We start from the raw sequence: 15412 nt of genomic DNA, 5'->3' as shown, positions 1-15412 counted from the left end.
GCATCGCCCTCATGCGCAACCTGGCCATGACCGACTGAACCAACAACCGGCACGACACCCCACCAACAGGCCCGCCGCAACATCCCCGACCTGCATGCCCTGATCATTACGGGACAACCTTTAGGCGGGTGGATCGTCTCGGTCGGGGGCACTTCTGCTGCCGCCACCGCCGGCGCCTTGTCGACGGGAGTATCCGGCACCGGAGCGTCCGTGGCCGGGGGCTCCGCGCAGGCAGGTGCCGCTTCGCAGGCTGCAGCGAAGCTTGGTGCCACCGGCACGAAGGGAGTGCTCTCGAAGGTCGGCGGCGCAAAGGGCGCGGCTGCGATCTGCGGGCTGGGGGCAGCCGCCACGGCCGCCACCGTCCTGCTCTGGCCGTCCGGGCCGAAGGTGGGCGGACGAGCGAACGGCACTTACGTCCTCTCGTTCACCAAGCCCGGCGTGCTTCTCGGGCAGCCGAACATGCCCGCGGCCGACACCCCGTTCATGCGTTTCCAGATCACGGTCAGCCCAGCGCGTGCTCGTCCTGGCACCCATGTCACCGTCGTCACCAGGTTCAACGCCAAGTCACCGTTCGGCGTCGCCTACTCCGCAGGCGGGCAACGGCGATGCTACGGCGAGAAGAACCATCCCGCCGGAGTCGCCAAGTCTTACAACTTCGGGGTCGGCCAAGACGACGGGACCAAGGTCGGGAAGAACCAGGGCACCGCAGCACTCTTCCCCATCCCACCCAACCTGCCCGGAACGGTCCCCACCACGATCGGCCGAGTCATCGAGACGGCGCACCAGGTGAGCGGCAACCACCAGCCATACGTTCAGAGTGAGTGCGCCTACCTCAGCACATTCGTGCTGACGGACACGTTCACCCTGCCGCCGTCCAGAGTGGTGAAGCCCGGGAAGTACCTACTGGCCTTGAGTAACAGCCCCCGCATCACCCGAACATCCCGCAACAACGTCGACCTGCCCCCAGCATCTGCCGGCGCAACAGCGACCGGAACCCTCCCCGTTTTCACGGTACTCAAGAACTAATGGCAGGAACGGGTCGTAGAGCCAATCCGCCCCACGCCAACAGTTCTACGACGGAGACTCCTACAGCGAGTCCGCTCCTGCCCTGATCTTCGAGTCCCAAACCCTCCTACTGTCAGGATCCATGCCCACAGATGCCCTACCGTCCGAATCGGTTTGCCTTGAATCTGCCACCAGGACTAGCGACTTACTAGCACTTGACTATCGTTACGCAATGAGGCAAGATCTCTGTTCAAATCCCGCGCCGTCCGCTCCCGCCCCCTCGGAGGTGCTCGTGGTCAATAACGGCTCGGGCGCGCCGTTGCCTCAACATCATCAGCAGGACGGCGAAGATTTCGGCCTAGCTGGCCACAACCGGGTTCTGATCACAGAGGCCCATCTGCAAGCGGTCGCGGACACTTCCGACAACGACCCCAATGTGCAGCGAGCCGCCTGCCTTCAATCTCGCTCATGGCCCATGAACATGACACAAGCCAGCTACAGATCTATCCGAATATTCAATGCTCTCGCGCGGCTGACAACCGCACACTCCGAGACCATGGTAGCCAATTTCGAAAATCCAATAAATCTTTCAACCAAAAAGGACCTACGAAAGTTAGGTACCACGATGACCATTCCCGATCCTTCTCGCTCACTCGAAGGAATCCTTAATACAAGTACTCCGTATGCGCCGCGCGATGCCGATGACCTGCGCTCACGCATTGCGGCATACGAGGCGGATCCACCCGGACCAGCACCGGAGCCACCTCAGGAGAAATCGCCAGAGGCCGACGATCGCCCCTTTGATTCCCAAAAAAGTCAAAGCGAGCCGCCGGCCACCAGTCAGTCCTCAGCTGAATTTCCCAACAGCCAGCAGAGATCCAAGAGAGATCACAGGGCAGAAGCATCTTCAGCAGGGCCTGAGCTCGCCTTGCTGCGGGCAGAGCAGGCCGAAAGATTCACGGAGCAGCAACGACGGAAAGTCTTCCGTTCCACCTCCCACGATGGCCGCGTAACCGCATCAGTGGATGGAACCGGGCAGCTGCTCGCCCTCGAGATCGATGACTCCCTACTCCATGGATCCGAGTCCCTCAAGATTGGGAAGAAGATAGTCGAGGCAACCAACGCAGCTGCAGTCGAAAGCCTCAAAGAATTTACCCCACCCGACTGGTCAAATTTGTAGGCAGGATATAATACGTCCATGACGTGGTCAGAATACCTAAGAGCCGAAATAGATTCCCTCGAAAATTTCGTTCACGAGTCCGAGAAGGAGTTTCGCAGGGCAGCAATTGCCTCACTACGGCGCCCCCCGCAGCATTTTGAAGAGTCGATTGAAGGAAACATTGGGAGCGTTCGAGTCAACTCGATGGGACTCCTGATAGGCGTGACTCTGACTGCCGAGAATCTTCGCAGCTACCGCGGACAAATTCTTTCGGAACGTATCGTCAAGGCCGTGTCATCTGCTTCACGTAAAGCCGCTCAAGCGCGAGAGAAGAAACTCACTCAAGAAGCCGGAAGGGGCAGCACGTGACTGAGATCACAAAAGATGGTGACGCCATGCGCCGAGCCGCCCAGCATCTCGCCGACAGCGCTGGAATGTGGGCACTTTCATCCTCAGAACTGAATGGCGCAAAGCTCGGCCAGGACGACCTCGGTTACCTTGGCCGGATTGCCGAGATTCCCAAGAAGTACAACGAGATAATCGAGGCAGTATGGTACAAGATCGACAACGGGCGTAACGTGCTCGCCATATCAGCAGCGAACCTGAAGGTCACCGCGAATAATTACGACCACGCCGAGGACAAGAATGTCAATCTGATGCCCAAGCATATTCAATAAACACAGGAAGGGAATAATGACAATCCTTGAAAAAGCCGCGCCCTTCCCGAAGGACGCTGCGGCCACTGTCCGGCATTGGGCCGACTTCTTCGCCTACCAACCCGCCCTAGATATGCTAGATCTGGTGGAAGATATGGTGGGCCACCCAGAAAATGTGCAGCGCGTCGTTGGTTCATGGGAGCGCGCAGCCGGAGCCATGAGCGCATCATTGAGGCATGCCCAATCGGCGCATTATGAGATCGCCTCGTCCTGGACCGGCCCTGCTTCTCTGGGGTTCACGGCCTATATCGCTGACGTGAAGACCAGAGTTCCGGCTAATGTCACCGCTATGCAGACGGCCATCCAGGCCACAAGCTCGCTTTATACCACAATAATTGGCGCATACAAGACTTGCGTTAATTTCATCACCGCATGCGCCAATAATCTGACTAATTTCGTGGGAAGCGCGCTTAGCGACTGGAAGTCGTACCTAGCAGGTCTGACCGCCGCCACCGGCGTAGGAACACCAGCCGCATTCGCTCTGGAGGCCAAACATTTCAGCGGCCTTCTAGCCGATTTCGTGGAACAAGTGAAAAGTGTTATCGACGACTCGCTCGACCAACACGCCGAACAAGTGAAGGCCTTGAACGGTGTGGGCGGAGCCGTCGTATCCATAGACGCTCCTGGAGCACCTAGTGAGCGCATCAAGGATTCGGACTCCTGGAAGCCTCTGTGAGAAACAATTATTCAGTGACCATCCACACGGCAATACTATGTGCAATATCACTTACAATATCGGCCTGCTCCAACGGAGCAGATAGGTCTGAACCGCGCCACGGAATGGATAAGTCTACTACAATCAATACGCTTCCCCAAAAGCTCACAGTGCCCTCAGCTTGCACGCTTGCCAGCTTCCCTGACAAATCGCTCCTCCGAGGGGGAACTCTACAAGTACAATCTCAATCTTCCAACGCTGGGCAGGCGGAGTGTGATGCCGCAACGGAATTGCATGGCCCTAAAGCGTCTTTCGTGGTGGTCACAGTATATGCGGATTCTAGCAATTCATCCGGAGTGGACCTCATTCGCTCCAGAATCAAGGGAGGCAAGTGCCGACCACTTCCTGAGGCCAGCGACGTGAATTGCATCGCCGTAGCCGATGGAACGGCAGACATGGAGATCGCGCGAGGGAATATGAGGGTCGGAATATCCTTCCGCCTGGCCGGCCTCCAAGGCTCTGGTCAAATAATCACTTTCGCAGAAAAATTTGCGGCAGCTGTTTCCGGAAGCATCCATCCCTGATTTACACGACAGGTTGCATCGTTCTGAGCCACCTTGGACAGCCGGGCGATCTCCAGTTGATCCAACCTGCAGCACTCACTGCTGGGAAGGCCAGATCCTTGCACTCAAAGCTGAAATGGAGTTCACTTCGTGGCATTTTGATGTTGCGGTAGGCGGAAGCATCCGGGCAGGAGTTTCACGCCCGGCGAAATCTATTGCGCGAACGCAGAATCAGAGCTATTGCCACCACTCCGATAAGAGTAGCCGCAAGCCCACCCCCAGCTATGAGCCAAAGAGTCCCTGAGCTCAGGAATGTCGACTTCTTGGCGCGATTGGAGGCTATCGGAGATTGCAGCAGCTGCTTTGGGGTGGGTGAAGTCGAACTGATCTGCTTCTGCCACCGCTCGAAGGCATCGTATATTGGGTTGGGAGCAGTGGCGGAGACAGGATGTCCCACAGGGTCAATGGCTGCGGATATATCGAGCAGGCCGAAACCAGTGCGGTTGTTCCAGCCGGGACTCCCGACGGGACGTGCTGTAGCCAGGACTCGTTGAATGATGGTGCGGGCTGGCATTGCCGGGTTCTTCGCTCGAATCAATGCGACGGCCGCCGCGGTCAGAGCCGCAGCCGAACTGGTTCCCGCTCCGTTATGCATGCGGCCCTGCTTGTCCAGCAGGCGCATGTCTCCGCCTGGAGCGGCAATAGTCACGTAGTTCTGCCGCTCGGTCTGGACCCATGGGTGCAGCTCTTTGGTGACGGCCCCGACTGCTAGCACGCCTGGGCAGGAGGCCGGCTGCGAAGGCCAGTTACTGCCAGCGCCCTCGTTGCCTGATGACGCCACCAGCACCACATCGTGTTGCAGGGCATAACCAATGGCGGGCGCCAGGTCTGGACTGCAGTGGACAGGAGTCATAACTGTGGCATCCGCGCCATAGGACATGTTAATGACCTTGGCTCCGTGATCTACTGCTGTCTTGATGGCCTCCGGAGTTTGGCCACCATCCGAATGCGAAATCCGTATAGGAAGTACCTTGGCCTCCGGAGCAAGGCCCACGTATCCGCTGCTACCACCACCTTGCCCGGAAATCTGTGCTGCTGTCGCCGTCCCATGGCCTGGGCTCTCTGTGTCGAGGTCGACTCTGCCGTCCGTGCTGTGGTCAACCAAGTCGACGCCGGGGACCACGGCGTGAGCAAGTTCAGGCAGCCTGGCGTTGACACCGCTATCGATGACCGCGACGGTAACCCCAGCACCACGGGTCATGGGCCAGATCTTGCTTTGGACCGCCCAGGTCCGAAACCACCATTCATCGGTACGAGGTGACGGCGCTGCGGCCGCAGCCTGGGGCGTCGCGTTGCACGCGATCACGCTGGCCACGACCGCGGCCGCAAACCTGCGCCAGTAGCGGATGGTGGGCATGGTCAGAGTGTGTCCCCAGAGTCGGGGGTAGTGGCATGTTCGGGGGCGTCTGCCTGGGGTTCGAGGAACGCTGTGAAATCACCCTGCATCAGCGCCACAGCGTTCTGCTCGTCGATTTCCTGCTCAGCAGGGGATTCCGGGATGTTCATGCGCGGAGGGGCATCGCCGATGATGCCCGGCGCATACTCCACATCACCATCCCACAGGCTGCGCTCTTCGGACATCCATGCACTGCGTTCGCGCTCGAGCTGCTCCTCCTTCTCGTCTTCGCGGCCTGTCCCGGCGACAACACCGGGTGATCCGGAGCGACCTGTCGCGCCCGCACGGGATATCTCGTTGCCGAGGGTTCCTCTACCGACCCCATTTCCGGCACCAGCGCTGCCTCCGGGGCCAGGAGCCAGTCCGATTCCAGGCATTCCTGGGACGGCTCCGGCCCCTGGAATGCCCCCTCCCCCGAGAGGAGATAGGCCAGGCCCACTCGTGCCAGGTCCGCCCGCCCCGAACGGTCCAGGGCCAGAGCCTGGGCCACGCATCCCCGGCCCTGCAGGATCGACCCCTGATAGCTCGGTTCTGTGTGGACCGTTGCTGCCACCCGACCACCATGGCTGCGGTTGGCCATGAGTGCCAGGAGCGGGCGAATGTTGCCCTGGGCCGTGACCGGGGGCGTGATGCGATCCGTTGCCGTGGGAAGGGTTCGAATACTCGCTACCCGGTGAGAAGGTTCCGCGAGAGCTCGCCGAACTCCCAGGCTGATGTGGCCCCCCTGAACCGCCTCCGCCGATTCCTCCGCCCGGGCCCGAACCCGGGCCGGCAGCGTCAGGCGGGCTCCATCTGTCCTGCCCGGTTTCAGGCAGTTTGGTGGACAGACTGTCGGGCATGGCCTGCCAGGTTTGAATGATGCGGCTGTTGGCTGCCTGCATCCACTGCTGGGCTTCTTGAGTGGTCTTGGGCGTGGGCATGCTGGTGCGGTACCAGGACAGGTAGCTGTCGCCATGTGCCTGGACAGCCCGACCTGCGCTGTCGGACTGTTGGAAGATCTGCATCGCAGCCTCATGCATGTCCAGCAGTTGCGTTTGGGCTGCGTTAGAGGCCGGACCCGTCCATGCCTCCGCCAGATCATTGGAGAATCCCTTGAGGTTCGCCACCATCTGCTCGTAGGCACTAGCGAAGTTGACGTATGACTCTCCAGCCCGGCCGACAGCGGCAGGGTCAGTGCTCTTCAGGAGTGCGACGATCTGTTCTTTGGAGGTATAGGCCCCCGGAGATCCCGCAGGTGGGGACCCCTTTAACGAGACATGGTTGAGTTCGCTCACGTTGTGACTCCGAGCTACCAGGACGGGCCAGTGGCCTTGGGGGGCGTGGACAGCGGGCTCGGCAGCCCACTCGGCTGCGGGGAGGTCTTGAGGAGCTGATCGAGCCTTTGAATCTTGGCGTCGATAATCTGCTCGTGCTCGTCGTAGACCTGCATCGTGGCATGCAGCTTGTGAACCATGTCACGCAGCGCGTGCACGAACGCGATGTGTTGTTTGGTTATGCCCTGGTGCGTGACGGCAACGGTACTCGCCAGTCCGGCAGCGGCGTCCCACCGCCCATACGCGGCCGACGGGACCGAGCCGGCTGTAGTCAGATGCGCGGTCGCCGAGTCGACCATGGTTTCCAGGTAGCCCTCAAGCTTTCGGGCGAGTGGCCGCAGATCCTGGTGCACGACATCGGTGCCGCTGCTTGCGAGTCCCTTCCAGTTGTCCTGCGGATTGGTGTTGGGGCCATCGTGGGCCATCGACTCCTCCGGGGGAGCGGAGCGGACGAGGGGATGCGGGGACTCAGCGAGCGATCATGCCGTAACCCTGTAAATCGGGTCAAGCCTCTTCCTGTTTGCAGCAAGGTCTCTTGTTGCGGCCGATGCCCCCACCTCGCACGGCCTCATCGGACATACCCACCCTCCTCGTATCGCTTCAGAGTCAAGGTAGGTCTTGTCCGTGCTGGTCACACCGAGGGTGCTGCGCAGATGTGCAGGGCGATGGCGATGGCGATGGATCTCAGGCGGGTAGCGGTGGCCTGTGGTCGCACCCGACAGGCGGGAGTCACGAGCGGTGGTTGGTCCAAATTGGCAATTTCGGCCCTCCGCGTGCCGCTCTCACACCGCGCCCACCGCCAAGCGGAAGCACGCACGAGCGACTGAACCTGGGCAAGGACAAGACGTGCACCATCGGCCGTCGGGCCAGGTGTAGTTCCAGCCGAAGTGGCCCCGAGCAGTGCGCGGGATGCCGTCCAGGGTGTGGAGGTGGCAAGGAAGCCTTCGACCTAGCCTTGGTGACAGACAGTTCCGCTGCATTACTGCTGCTAGCAGATGCCTGTCGACACTTCCCCCTGGGCGGTCCTGGTCAGATGGCTTTCGTCCTGTATGCAAGGGCACGCCAGGCTGCGGGGGTCAGAGTGAGGCGACGGCCTTCCGGATCTTTGCTGTCACGGAGGCCGACCACCCGGTGAGGCAGGGCTGCAACTTCGACGCAGTCCTCACCATGAGCGGTGCTATGCGAGCTCTTCAGCCAGACAATGGCTGCTCGCCGTGGGAGGCCGTTGGCACGCATGCGGAAAGTTCCTTCCCTGTTACTCGCAGGCCTTGCGGATGAGGAGGCCTGTCAAGCTGGGCAGGTTGGGGCTCAGAGGGTCTTCGTCCGGTGTGCGAGGGCACGCCAGGCTGCGGGGGTCAGAGTGAGGCGAGGGCCTTCGGGGTCCTTGCTGTCACGGACGCCGATCGTGTCCTGAGACAGCGACGTGACCTCGACACATTCCTCACCCTGGGCTGTGCTGTGAGAGCTCTTTCGCCAAACGAGGGCAGAGGACTCCCGGAAGCGACCGTCACGCATATGCAAGCTCCCTAGAACTTGGAGGCGATGTCGGTGATGAAGCGCTCGGAAGCTTCCTCGCTGAGCGCCGCCTCCCAAATGCGATCGAACTCCACCCTACAGTGGGACACCTGTTCGACCCCTTCGATGAACACGTTGCCGTAGATGCCCTCCGAGTATCCGATGTCGGGGTCGAGGTCATCCTCAAAGCTGAGGACAACGAAGGACCCCTCGATGCCGGCACGCGCCCCGGCACGGTAGGGAAGAACTCGCACCGCAACGTTCGAGCGTCCCGCCGCCTTGATGAGCGCGGTGAGTTGGTCTCGCATGACGGCGGCTCCTCCGACTCTCTGCCGAAGGGCAGACTCCGCCAAGACGGCGTTGAGGACAGGCGCGTCCGGTCTACTGAGGAGCGTCTTTCGAGCCATCCGTGCGTGCAGGCGCTTGTTGACCTCATCCTGGTCGTCCGGAACTCCGGCAGAGATGACGGCTCGCGCGTAGTCCTCCGTCTGCAGCAGGCCGGGAATCAGCTGGACGTGGTACGTGCGGATCTCGGATGCCTCATCCTCCAGACCCACGTACCCGCCGGAGTAGATCCCCGAGTAGCTGTTCCACCAGCCTCGGCGGCTGGCGTCGCGGGCGAGTTGGACGAGGGTCGCGTTCACCGACGGGTCGACGCCGTACACGTCCAGGATGCGGGTGACGTCCGGGGACGAGACCCGGGTCTTGCCTGCTTCGATCCGGCCGAGCTTGAAGCGGTTCCAGCCGAGGGCCGCTGACGCCTGTTCGAGCGTGAGGTCCGCGTGCTCGCGGGTCGCGCGCAGCTCACGGGCGAGTCGACGGCCACGGACGGTGAGGCTGTGTCGCACTTGGGGCATGACCTCATGCTTGCACTCCCGTGTGCGTTCCGTGCATGAGATCGCACAATTAGTAAAGGCAATCATGCTCAGTGCGTTGCGGGAGGCCGTGATCAAGCGCATCATGGCCCTCGGAGCTTCACCTGTCCTGCAACTTTGAGGCCGCCGCGCGGCCAGGTCATAGGCCTGGAAACCGTCCTGGCCGCGCGGCTCCAACCTCGCGAAGGAGGTGTGCCGTCATGGTAGACGCATCGATGACGGCGGTGAACCGAAGGTCCGAAGGGAAGCAGGCGCGCCCCCGATGGCGGGGACGGCCACGTGCGCTGCGGCAGGTCTACGCCGCGTAGCGACTCATCACAGCTGAACCGCTGGCGGCATGTCCGCCGGAGGTTTCGTCCTGCATGCCCACATGCGGGTCCCGGACGTGGTGAGACAAGCACGTGGCCGGGGCCCTTCGGACACCGGAGGTCCGTCATGGGAGAGATTTCTGCAAGCTTGGCATCGGCGTCGATCGCCGTTGCCGCTCGTCCGCCGGTTCGTGTCAGGTTCACGGCAGAACCTGGGGGGCGCGCCTCGTGGGAGGGGCGTGGGGTGGATCCGGAGGTCGTTCTCGCCGTCGTGCGGGTTCGGCATCCGCGGGTGGTCTGCTGGTACGGCCGCTTCACCGGGAGCTACTGGTTCCTGTCGGCGGATCGGCAGTTGGTCGAGGCGCTGGATGAGGACGAGCTCGTTTGGCTGCTGGAGGTTCACTTCCGCAGTCGCGTCGTCGGACCTGTGTCGGGGAGGTCGGGGTTTCTTCGTCGGGGGGTCGGGCAGTCGTCGGCGTTCGCTGGTCGTGGGAGGCGGGTGGACGTGTGGGACGCCTCGTGCTGAGCGAGGACCGGCCCGTCCTCCAGGCCGGCCAGGCGAAGGTGCTCGTGCTGCCGCCTGACCGGTCGTGTGCCTCGGTCGCGCGGTCGACCGTGTCGGTCCTGATGGGTGAGCTTGGTCTGCCGGACGGCCTGATCGATGACGCCGTGGTGGCGGTGTCGGAGCTCGCGACGAATGCCCTGCTTTATGGGGATGGCACGGATGCGGAGCTGTGGGTCTGGCTGCGGACTCGGCATGCGCCCTCGCTCGTCCTCACGGTGTTCGACACCGGGCCTGGGCCGCTTCCTCATGCGGTGCACGGGGACCTGCTCGACGTTCATGGGAAGGGGCTGGCCATCGTTGCGGCGCTGGCTGAGACGTGCGGGGCCCGGCTCAGCCGGTCGCGGCTGCGGCTGGTTCCGGCTCGCGGGAAAGCCGTGTGGTGCGCGTTTCCGCTTCCCGAGGGGTACGCGGTTTCCGTCCCCGTGCTCACTCCGGCGCGCGTGACCCGCTGGATGGTGCTCGAACTGTGCAGGCGGGGGCTGTTCGCCTCGCATGCCGGTGACATCGGCGGGCGGTCCGTCCTGCTCGTGGACGAGCTGCGCGTCGAGATCACGCGTACCGAGCTGAGCTGGCGCAACACCAACGGGACGAAGGGCTGCCATCCGCTGCCCGATCTTCAGGACGCCCTCGAGGCGATCACCAAGAGCCTCACCACGCCCGAGCCTCCCTGAGCGAAGTCGTCGCGAGGCATGTGACCGGCCTGCTTCCGCATCCAGGTGGCAGGTCGGTCGGCGTGGTCAGGGGGTGTTCGTGGGTGGTAGCCACTCCTCCGGGAAAGACCAGCGCAGGCGTGCTTTGACCTCCTCGCGCATCCTCACCTCGCCCCAGCGCATGACCGGGTTCAGGCAGTGTTCGCGGACGGCGGGATGCTCGGACGGGTCCTTGCACATGAGGAGCGCGAGGACGCGGATCGGCCAGATCAGTTCGAAGAGGTCTTCGGGGCCGGGCAGTCCCACCGCTCGCGGGGCCTGCTCCACGGACCTCCAGACCACGTCCACCGAAGCCTTGATCATGTCCTCGTAGGGCTGGAGCAGTTCCCACGTCGGCAGGGTGTTCATGACTCCAGACGTGAGGGCGGTCTTCACCTCCTCCTTTGCCTTCTCGTAGTTCTCCTTGAGTTCGGAGAGGACGCGGGCGATCTGGGCGAGCAGTTCACACCAGAAGTGCGTCGCGACGGCATGTGCCTGGAACTGCTTCACACGCTCCGGCCCGAACTTGTGCTCGAGCGCCGGAACCACATGGGTCTCGACGAACTCTCGGACGTCGTCGTTTCGCTCCCAGTCGAAGGGCTCGCCCGCTTTCTTCAGTTCCGCCAGGCGGTCCGGGGATCTGTGCAGCCAGGCCACCACGTCCGCGCGGGCGCTCTCGATCGCGGCTTGCTGCTCGCTTCTGATCGGCGGACGGGGCTCGCCGTTCGGGAAGGTCCGTTTGTTGCGGGGCCGCAGGGCCGCGCACCACCCTTTGTCGGTCGCGTCGACGAGCTTGGCCAGGCGTTCGCCGGACGCGTCGGACGCGATGTTGATCGCTCCCTGCCAGCCATGCCGCGACCCGCCGCATCCCGTGCACCTGCACTTGGGACGCTCCGCGTTCTCGCACCTCTCGTTGTGCTTCGGCCTCCCGGGCATCGCCGCTCCCCTGTCGCAACCTCATGGAGAACGCGATTTTCGGCGATCTGTCTTGGCCTGTAAATATCGTTGTCATTGGCCAGACAGGAAGTGCTGACTTCGACGTCGCCCTGAAGTCACCAACCGGGTCCGTGATTCGGTCACTCGCGGAGCGGTTCACGACATGTCCGCGAACCGCCGTCCGGGAAATCCGTGGCGTGTTGAATGTGCCGCCGCGCTGCGGGCAAACCTGCGGGCCGGGCGGGGTGGCCGAGGTTGGTCAGTAGGTTTCGGTGAAGGGGTTCGATCTGCGGGTTGCCGCGAGTGGAGATCCAGTGAGCGACAACCCGGCAGCCATACGCTCAGAGCGAGTGCGTCATCCTCTGCAAGCCCTCTTCCAAGGTCGCCACGCCCTCGGCGGCGATCGCGGAGAGCGCCTTCGGGCAGATCCACGCTTCCAAAGGAAGGTCGAACTCTTCGTCGTACTCGTCAGGGTCGAGGGAGGTCTTCCCCTCCTCGGTGAGCAGATGGGCGCCCACGGTCACGGCCTCCGCGGCGTCCCAGGCAGCGCTGTCGGCGTGTGGGTGGCCGCCGTCGCACGCGTCGGCGTCGAGCGTCTCCCGGGCGGCACGCAGCGCGGCGGCCATGTCCACGAGGAGTTCGGGCGCCTCGATCCGACCCGACGTGGCGTACGGGGTCGTGGCGGTCAGGATCACGACGAGCCCCGCCCGGCCGGGTCCGCCGGGGTCGGCGGCGAGCCGGTCGGCGCAGCCCTGGAGGACCACCGTGGGGTCGTCCATGGGGTAGTCGCTGACGATCCCGCACAGCGAGGTGGCCAGGTCGTCGGCCTCGTCCTTGCTCAGCACAACAGCAGTCATGGCAGAAACCTACCGACAGACCAGGACTTTTCGATCTTGTTCGAACTGGAGCGGCAGACGATGCGATCGGGTGGCGATGGCCGCCATGGTGGTCCGCGCGGCTGGTCAGTAGCTCTCGGTGAAAGGGGTCAGGGCCTGGCGGAGGCGGGTGGCTTGGGCGGTGGTGTCTTGGCGGTTCGCGGTCGGGGACCTGTAGAGCTCGTAGCCGTCGGCGAAGCGGCGGATGTTGTTGTCGCGGAACCAGTTGGGCCGGCCTGGGCTGGTGACGGTGACCACCAGGCGGACGGCGTCCTTGTCGGGGATGACGCGGAGGGTCTTCAGGTCGTCCCAGTCGATCTGGAACGTCGTCGGCTTGCGGCGGGTGGAGGTTCTGCCTCGCTGGCGGACGTGCAGGCCCTCGGGTCCCACGGTGAGGACGTCCCGCTTGGGGGCCAGTCTCCAGCCGACCAGGAGGCCGATCGGGATGAGCGCGACGTAGGCCACCGGCGTTCGGCCTAGCGGGGTGGTGAAGCACAGGACGAGTGCGATCAGGAGGCCGAGGAGGAGGTAGAGGAGCTGCTTGCCTGCGGTGCTGGTGGTGATCGTCATCGAGTACGGGTGGTTTCGGTACTCGGACGGGACGCAGCGGTACTCGTCGGGGTGTGTGGGCTCGGCCGCGGGCCATCGTGTTGGGGTTTGGGGGCGGGCCGTAGGCGGCGTTGTTCGGGCGGCCTGGCGGTCGCGGAGTGCGGCGAGCATCGTGGCGCTGTTCGTCAGGACGGCTCGCATGGATCCGGCCGTTTGGGCGAGCAGCACGGCGCGAGGGTCCGTGACGGCACCCGGCGAGGCGGCTTCCGGCGCGTTCGAGTGTGCAGGCGCTGCGGCCGGACGCGAGTCGGTGCGCTGGGCGGTGGTCGTGCGTTGGCCGGGGGTGAAGGTGTGGAGGGTTACGTCGGTGGCGGTTGGACGGTCTGCAGGGGACTTGGCCAGGCAGGACGTGATGAGGGCGCGCAGGTTGTCCGGAATGCCGTCCAGGTCGGGGGCGTGGTAGGCGATTCGGTAGGCGAGCAGTTCGGCGGAGCCTTCACCGAAGGGCGGGTGGCCGGTGGCGGCGTAGGTGAGGACGGCGCCCAGGGCGAAGATGTCCGCTGGTGGGGTGAGGTCGTGGGCGCGGGTCTGTTCGGGGGACGCGTAGGCGGGCGCGGGTTCGGTGGCGTCCGCCAAGGCCGGGCCGTCAGGGGTGAGGACGACGGTGTCCGGGCTCAGGGCGCCGTGGGTCGTGCCCGAGAGGTGGAGGGACGAGAGCGACCGCGCCAGGTCGACGGCCAGGGTTCGGACGGAGTCGGGCGACAAAGGCCCGTCGTCCTGGACGAGGGCGCGCAGGGACGGGCCTGCGCGCGGTGGTTCGGGGGCGTCCATCGGGTCGTCTCGTTCTGCTCGCGTTCGGGGTGCTCGCCGTGGTCACGACGGTAGCGCGGCCGCGTTCGCCTCAGGCTTTGGCCGCCCGGATGTGGTCGCGGTACCAGGCGTAGGACGCCTTGGGGGTGCGCTTCAGGGTGTCGTAGTCGACGTGGACGAGGCCGAAGCGCTGGCGGAAGCCCTCGGCCCATTCCCAGTTGTCGAGCAGCGACCAGACGAAGTAGCCGCGGACGTCCACGCCTTCGGACATCGCCGCCGCGACGGCGCGGATGTGGCCGTCCAGGTACTCGATGCGGCGCGTGTCGTCCACCGGGTCGTCGTAGGAGCAGCCGTTCTCGGTGATGACGACGGGCGGGAGGCGGTCGCCGTAGCGGTCGCGGAGGGAGACGAGGAGTTCGCGGAGGCCGTCCGGGACGACGGGCCAGTCGAACGCGGTGTGCGGGTAGCCCGGGATGTCGTGCAGTTCGAACGGCAGGTCGGGGGGCAGGTCGATGCCCGCGTAGCTCGCCTCGCCCGGCTTCGGGGCGCCGACGAGGGACGGGTTGTAGTAGTTGATCCCGTACCAGTCGACCGGGGACGCGATGACGGCGAGGTCGTCGTCGACCGGGCCGGGCATGGCCTCGGCGAAGCCCTCGGGGTAGCGGCCGGTCAGGACGGGGTCGGCGAACAGGTGGTTCATGATGCCGTCGTAGAGGTCGGCGGCGAAGCGGTCCTCGTCGGTGTCGCCGGCCGTCCAGACCGGGGTGTGGGACATGGCGACGCCGATCTGGTCCGCGCCCGCCGCGCGCAGGGCGCGCACGGCCTTGCCGTGGCCGAGGAGCAGGTGGTGCGCGACGGGCAGGGCGTCGAAGACGAGTTTGAGGCCGGGCGCGTGCTCGCCGATGGCGTGGCCGAGGAGGGTGACCTCGGCGGGTTCGTTGATCGTGATCCAGCGGGGGACGCGGTCGCCGAGGCGGTCGGCGACGATCGCGGCGTACTCGGCGAAGCGGTCGGCGGTGTCGCGGTCCTGCCAGGAGAGGGTGCTCGGGGTGTCCCAGTGGAACAGGGTCGGGACGGGCGTGATGCCGTGTGCCGCCAGCTCGTCGACGAGGCGGTCGTAGAAGTCGAGACCGCGTTGGTTGACCGCGCCCGTGCCGGACGGCTGGACGCGCGTCCACGAGAGGGAGAACCGGTAGGCGTCGACGCCGAGGCCGGCGAGGAGCGCGACGTCCTCGCGGTACCGGTCGTAGTGGCCGGTCGCGACGCGGGCGTCGGTGCCGTCCTTGGCGGTGTGGCCGTCCCACACGGACGGGCCGCGCCCGTCGGTGTCGAACGCGCCCTCGATCTGGAGCGCCGAGGTGGAGACGCCCCACAGGAATTCCGGAGAAAAGCCGCTCACGGGCGCACCCTATCCCTGAACGCA

General features: G+C 64.3%; 16 protein-coding genes. 6 read left to right on the top strand and 10 right to left on the bottom strand.

From position 1 onward, the window contains the following. The first annotated feature begins 210 nt into the window (after window positions 1-210). The 5 genes from EBO15_RS31470 (at window position 211) to EBO15_RS43815 (ending at window position 3556) form a co-directional block, all read left to right on the top strand. Window positions 211-1026: a hypothetical protein gene (locus tag EBO15_RS31470; protein ID WP_147481753.1), complete on the top strand. Its 816-nt coding sequence runs from the start codon at window positions 211-213 to the stop codon at window positions 1024-1026. A gap of 211 nt (window positions 1027-1237) precedes the next feature. Further along, window positions 1238-2185 carry a YbaB/EbfC family nucleoid-associated protein gene (locus EBO15_RS31465; RefSeq protein WP_158628411.1) on the top strand — a complete coding sequence of 316 codons (948 nt, stop codon included), beginning with the start codon at window positions 1238-1240 and terminating at the stop codon, window positions 2183-2185. Window positions 2186-2203: 18 nt separating this feature from the next. Next, on the top strand, window positions 2204-2533 hold the full coding sequence (locus EBO15_RS43825; RefSeq protein WP_147481752.1) for a hypothetical protein: 330 nt from the start codon (window positions 2204-2206) through the stop codon (window positions 2531-2533). Further along, the gene (locus EBO15_RS43820) at window positions 2530-2841 is read left to right on the top strand and encodes a hypothetical protein (protein WP_147481751.1); all 312 of its coding nucleotides are present in this window, start codon (window positions 2530-2532) and stop codon (window positions 2839-2841) included. The genes EBO15_RS43825 and EBO15_RS43820 overlap by 4 nt, the downstream gene beginning before the upstream one ends. 16 nt (window positions 2842-2857) lie before the next feature. Beyond that, the gene (locus EBO15_RS43815) at window positions 2858-3556 is read left to right on the top strand and encodes a hypothetical protein (protein ID WP_147481750.1); all 699 of its coding nucleotides are present in this window, start codon (window positions 2858-2860) and stop codon (window positions 3554-3556) included. 738 nt (window positions 3557-4294) lie between these two features. Here the strand turns inward: EBO15_RS43815 and EBO15_RS31460 are convergent. From EBO15_RS31460 to EBO15_RS31435, 6 genes are all read right to left on the bottom strand, one after another. Next, on the bottom strand, window positions 4295-5515 hold the full coding sequence (locus tag EBO15_RS31460; RefSeq protein ID WP_122198110.1) for a S8 family serine peptidase: 1221 nt from the start codon (window positions 5513-5515) through the stop codon (window positions 4295-4297). Window positions 5516-5517: 2 nt separating this feature from the next. After that, the gene (locus EBO15_RS43810; RefSeq protein ID WP_147481749.1) at window positions 5518-5739 is read right to left on the bottom strand and encodes a hypothetical protein; all 222 of its coding nucleotides are present in this window, start codon (window positions 5737-5739) and stop codon (window positions 5518-5520) included. Between the two features lie 1103 nt (window positions 5740-6842). Then, window positions 6843-7292, bottom strand: a complete 450-nt coding sequence (locus EBO15_RS31450; RefSeq protein ID WP_122198108.1) for a hypothetical protein — start codon at window positions 7290-7292, stop codon at window positions 6843-6845. Between the two features lie 604 nt (window positions 7293-7896). Beyond that, the gene (locus EBO15_RS31445; protein ID WP_122198107.1) at window positions 7897-8103 is read right to left on the bottom strand and encodes a DUF397 domain-containing protein; all 207 of its coding nucleotides are present in this window, start codon (window positions 8101-8103) and stop codon (window positions 7897-7899) included. 72 nt (window positions 8104-8175) lie between these two features. Beyond that, the gene (locus EBO15_RS31440) at window positions 8176-8382 is read right to left on the bottom strand and encodes a DUF397 domain-containing protein (protein ID WP_122198106.1); all 207 of its coding nucleotides are present in this window, start codon (window positions 8380-8382) and stop codon (window positions 8176-8178) included. 11 nt (window positions 8383-8393) lie between these two features. Beyond that, window positions 8394-9239 carry a helix-turn-helix domain-containing protein gene (locus EBO15_RS31435; RefSeq protein ID WP_158628410.1) on the bottom strand — a complete coding sequence of 282 codons (846 nt, stop codon included), beginning with the start codon at window positions 9237-9239 and terminating at the stop codon, window positions 8394-8396. A gap of 845 nt (window positions 9240-10084) precedes the next feature. Between EBO15_RS31435 and EBO15_RS31425 the strand changes: the two genes are divergently transcribed. Beyond that, window positions 10085-10801: an ATP-binding protein gene (locus tag EBO15_RS31425; protein ID WP_122198103.1), complete on the top strand. Its 717-nt coding sequence runs from the start codon at window positions 10085-10087 to the stop codon at window positions 10799-10801. 66 nt (window positions 10802-10867) lie between these two features. Here EBO15_RS31425 and EBO15_RS31420 read toward each other — a convergent pair whose 3' ends face one another. The 4 genes from EBO15_RS31420 to EBO15_RS31405 form a co-directional block, all read right to left on the bottom strand. Further along, window positions 10868-11755 (bottom strand): hypothetical protein, encoded by an 888-nt coding sequence (locus tag EBO15_RS31420; RefSeq protein WP_122198102.1) that lies wholly within the window; start codon window positions 11753-11755, stop codon window positions 10868-10870. A 341-nt stretch (window positions 11756-12096) separates the two neighbouring features. Beyond that, window positions 12097-12612, bottom strand: coding sequence for a hypothetical protein (locus EBO15_RS31415; RefSeq protein WP_147481748.1), 516 nt, complete (start codon window positions 12610-12612; stop codon window positions 12097-12099). Window positions 12613-12717: 105 nt separating this feature from the next. After that, the gene (locus EBO15_RS31410) at window positions 12718-14010 is read right to left on the bottom strand and encodes a serine/threonine protein kinase (RefSeq protein WP_122198100.1); all 1293 of its coding nucleotides are present in this window, start codon (window positions 14008-14010) and stop codon (window positions 12718-12720) included. Window positions 14011-14080: 70 nt separating this feature from the next. Further along, on the bottom strand, window positions 14081-15388 hold the full coding sequence (locus EBO15_RS31405; RefSeq protein ID WP_122198099.1) for a GH1 family beta-glucosidase: 1308 nt from the start codon (window positions 15386-15388) through the stop codon (window positions 14081-14083). Window positions 15389-15412 lie beyond the last annotated feature (24 nt).

It is taken from the genome of Actinomadura harenae, from assembly GCF_003696215.1.
In the GTDB taxonomy this organism is placed as follows: Bacteria; Actinomycetota; Actinomycetes; order Streptosporangiales; family Streptosporangiaceae; genus Spirillospora; species Spirillospora harenae.
Note: the sequence above shows the minus strand (reverse complement) of the source record. Positions and strands in the feature narration are given on the sequence as shown.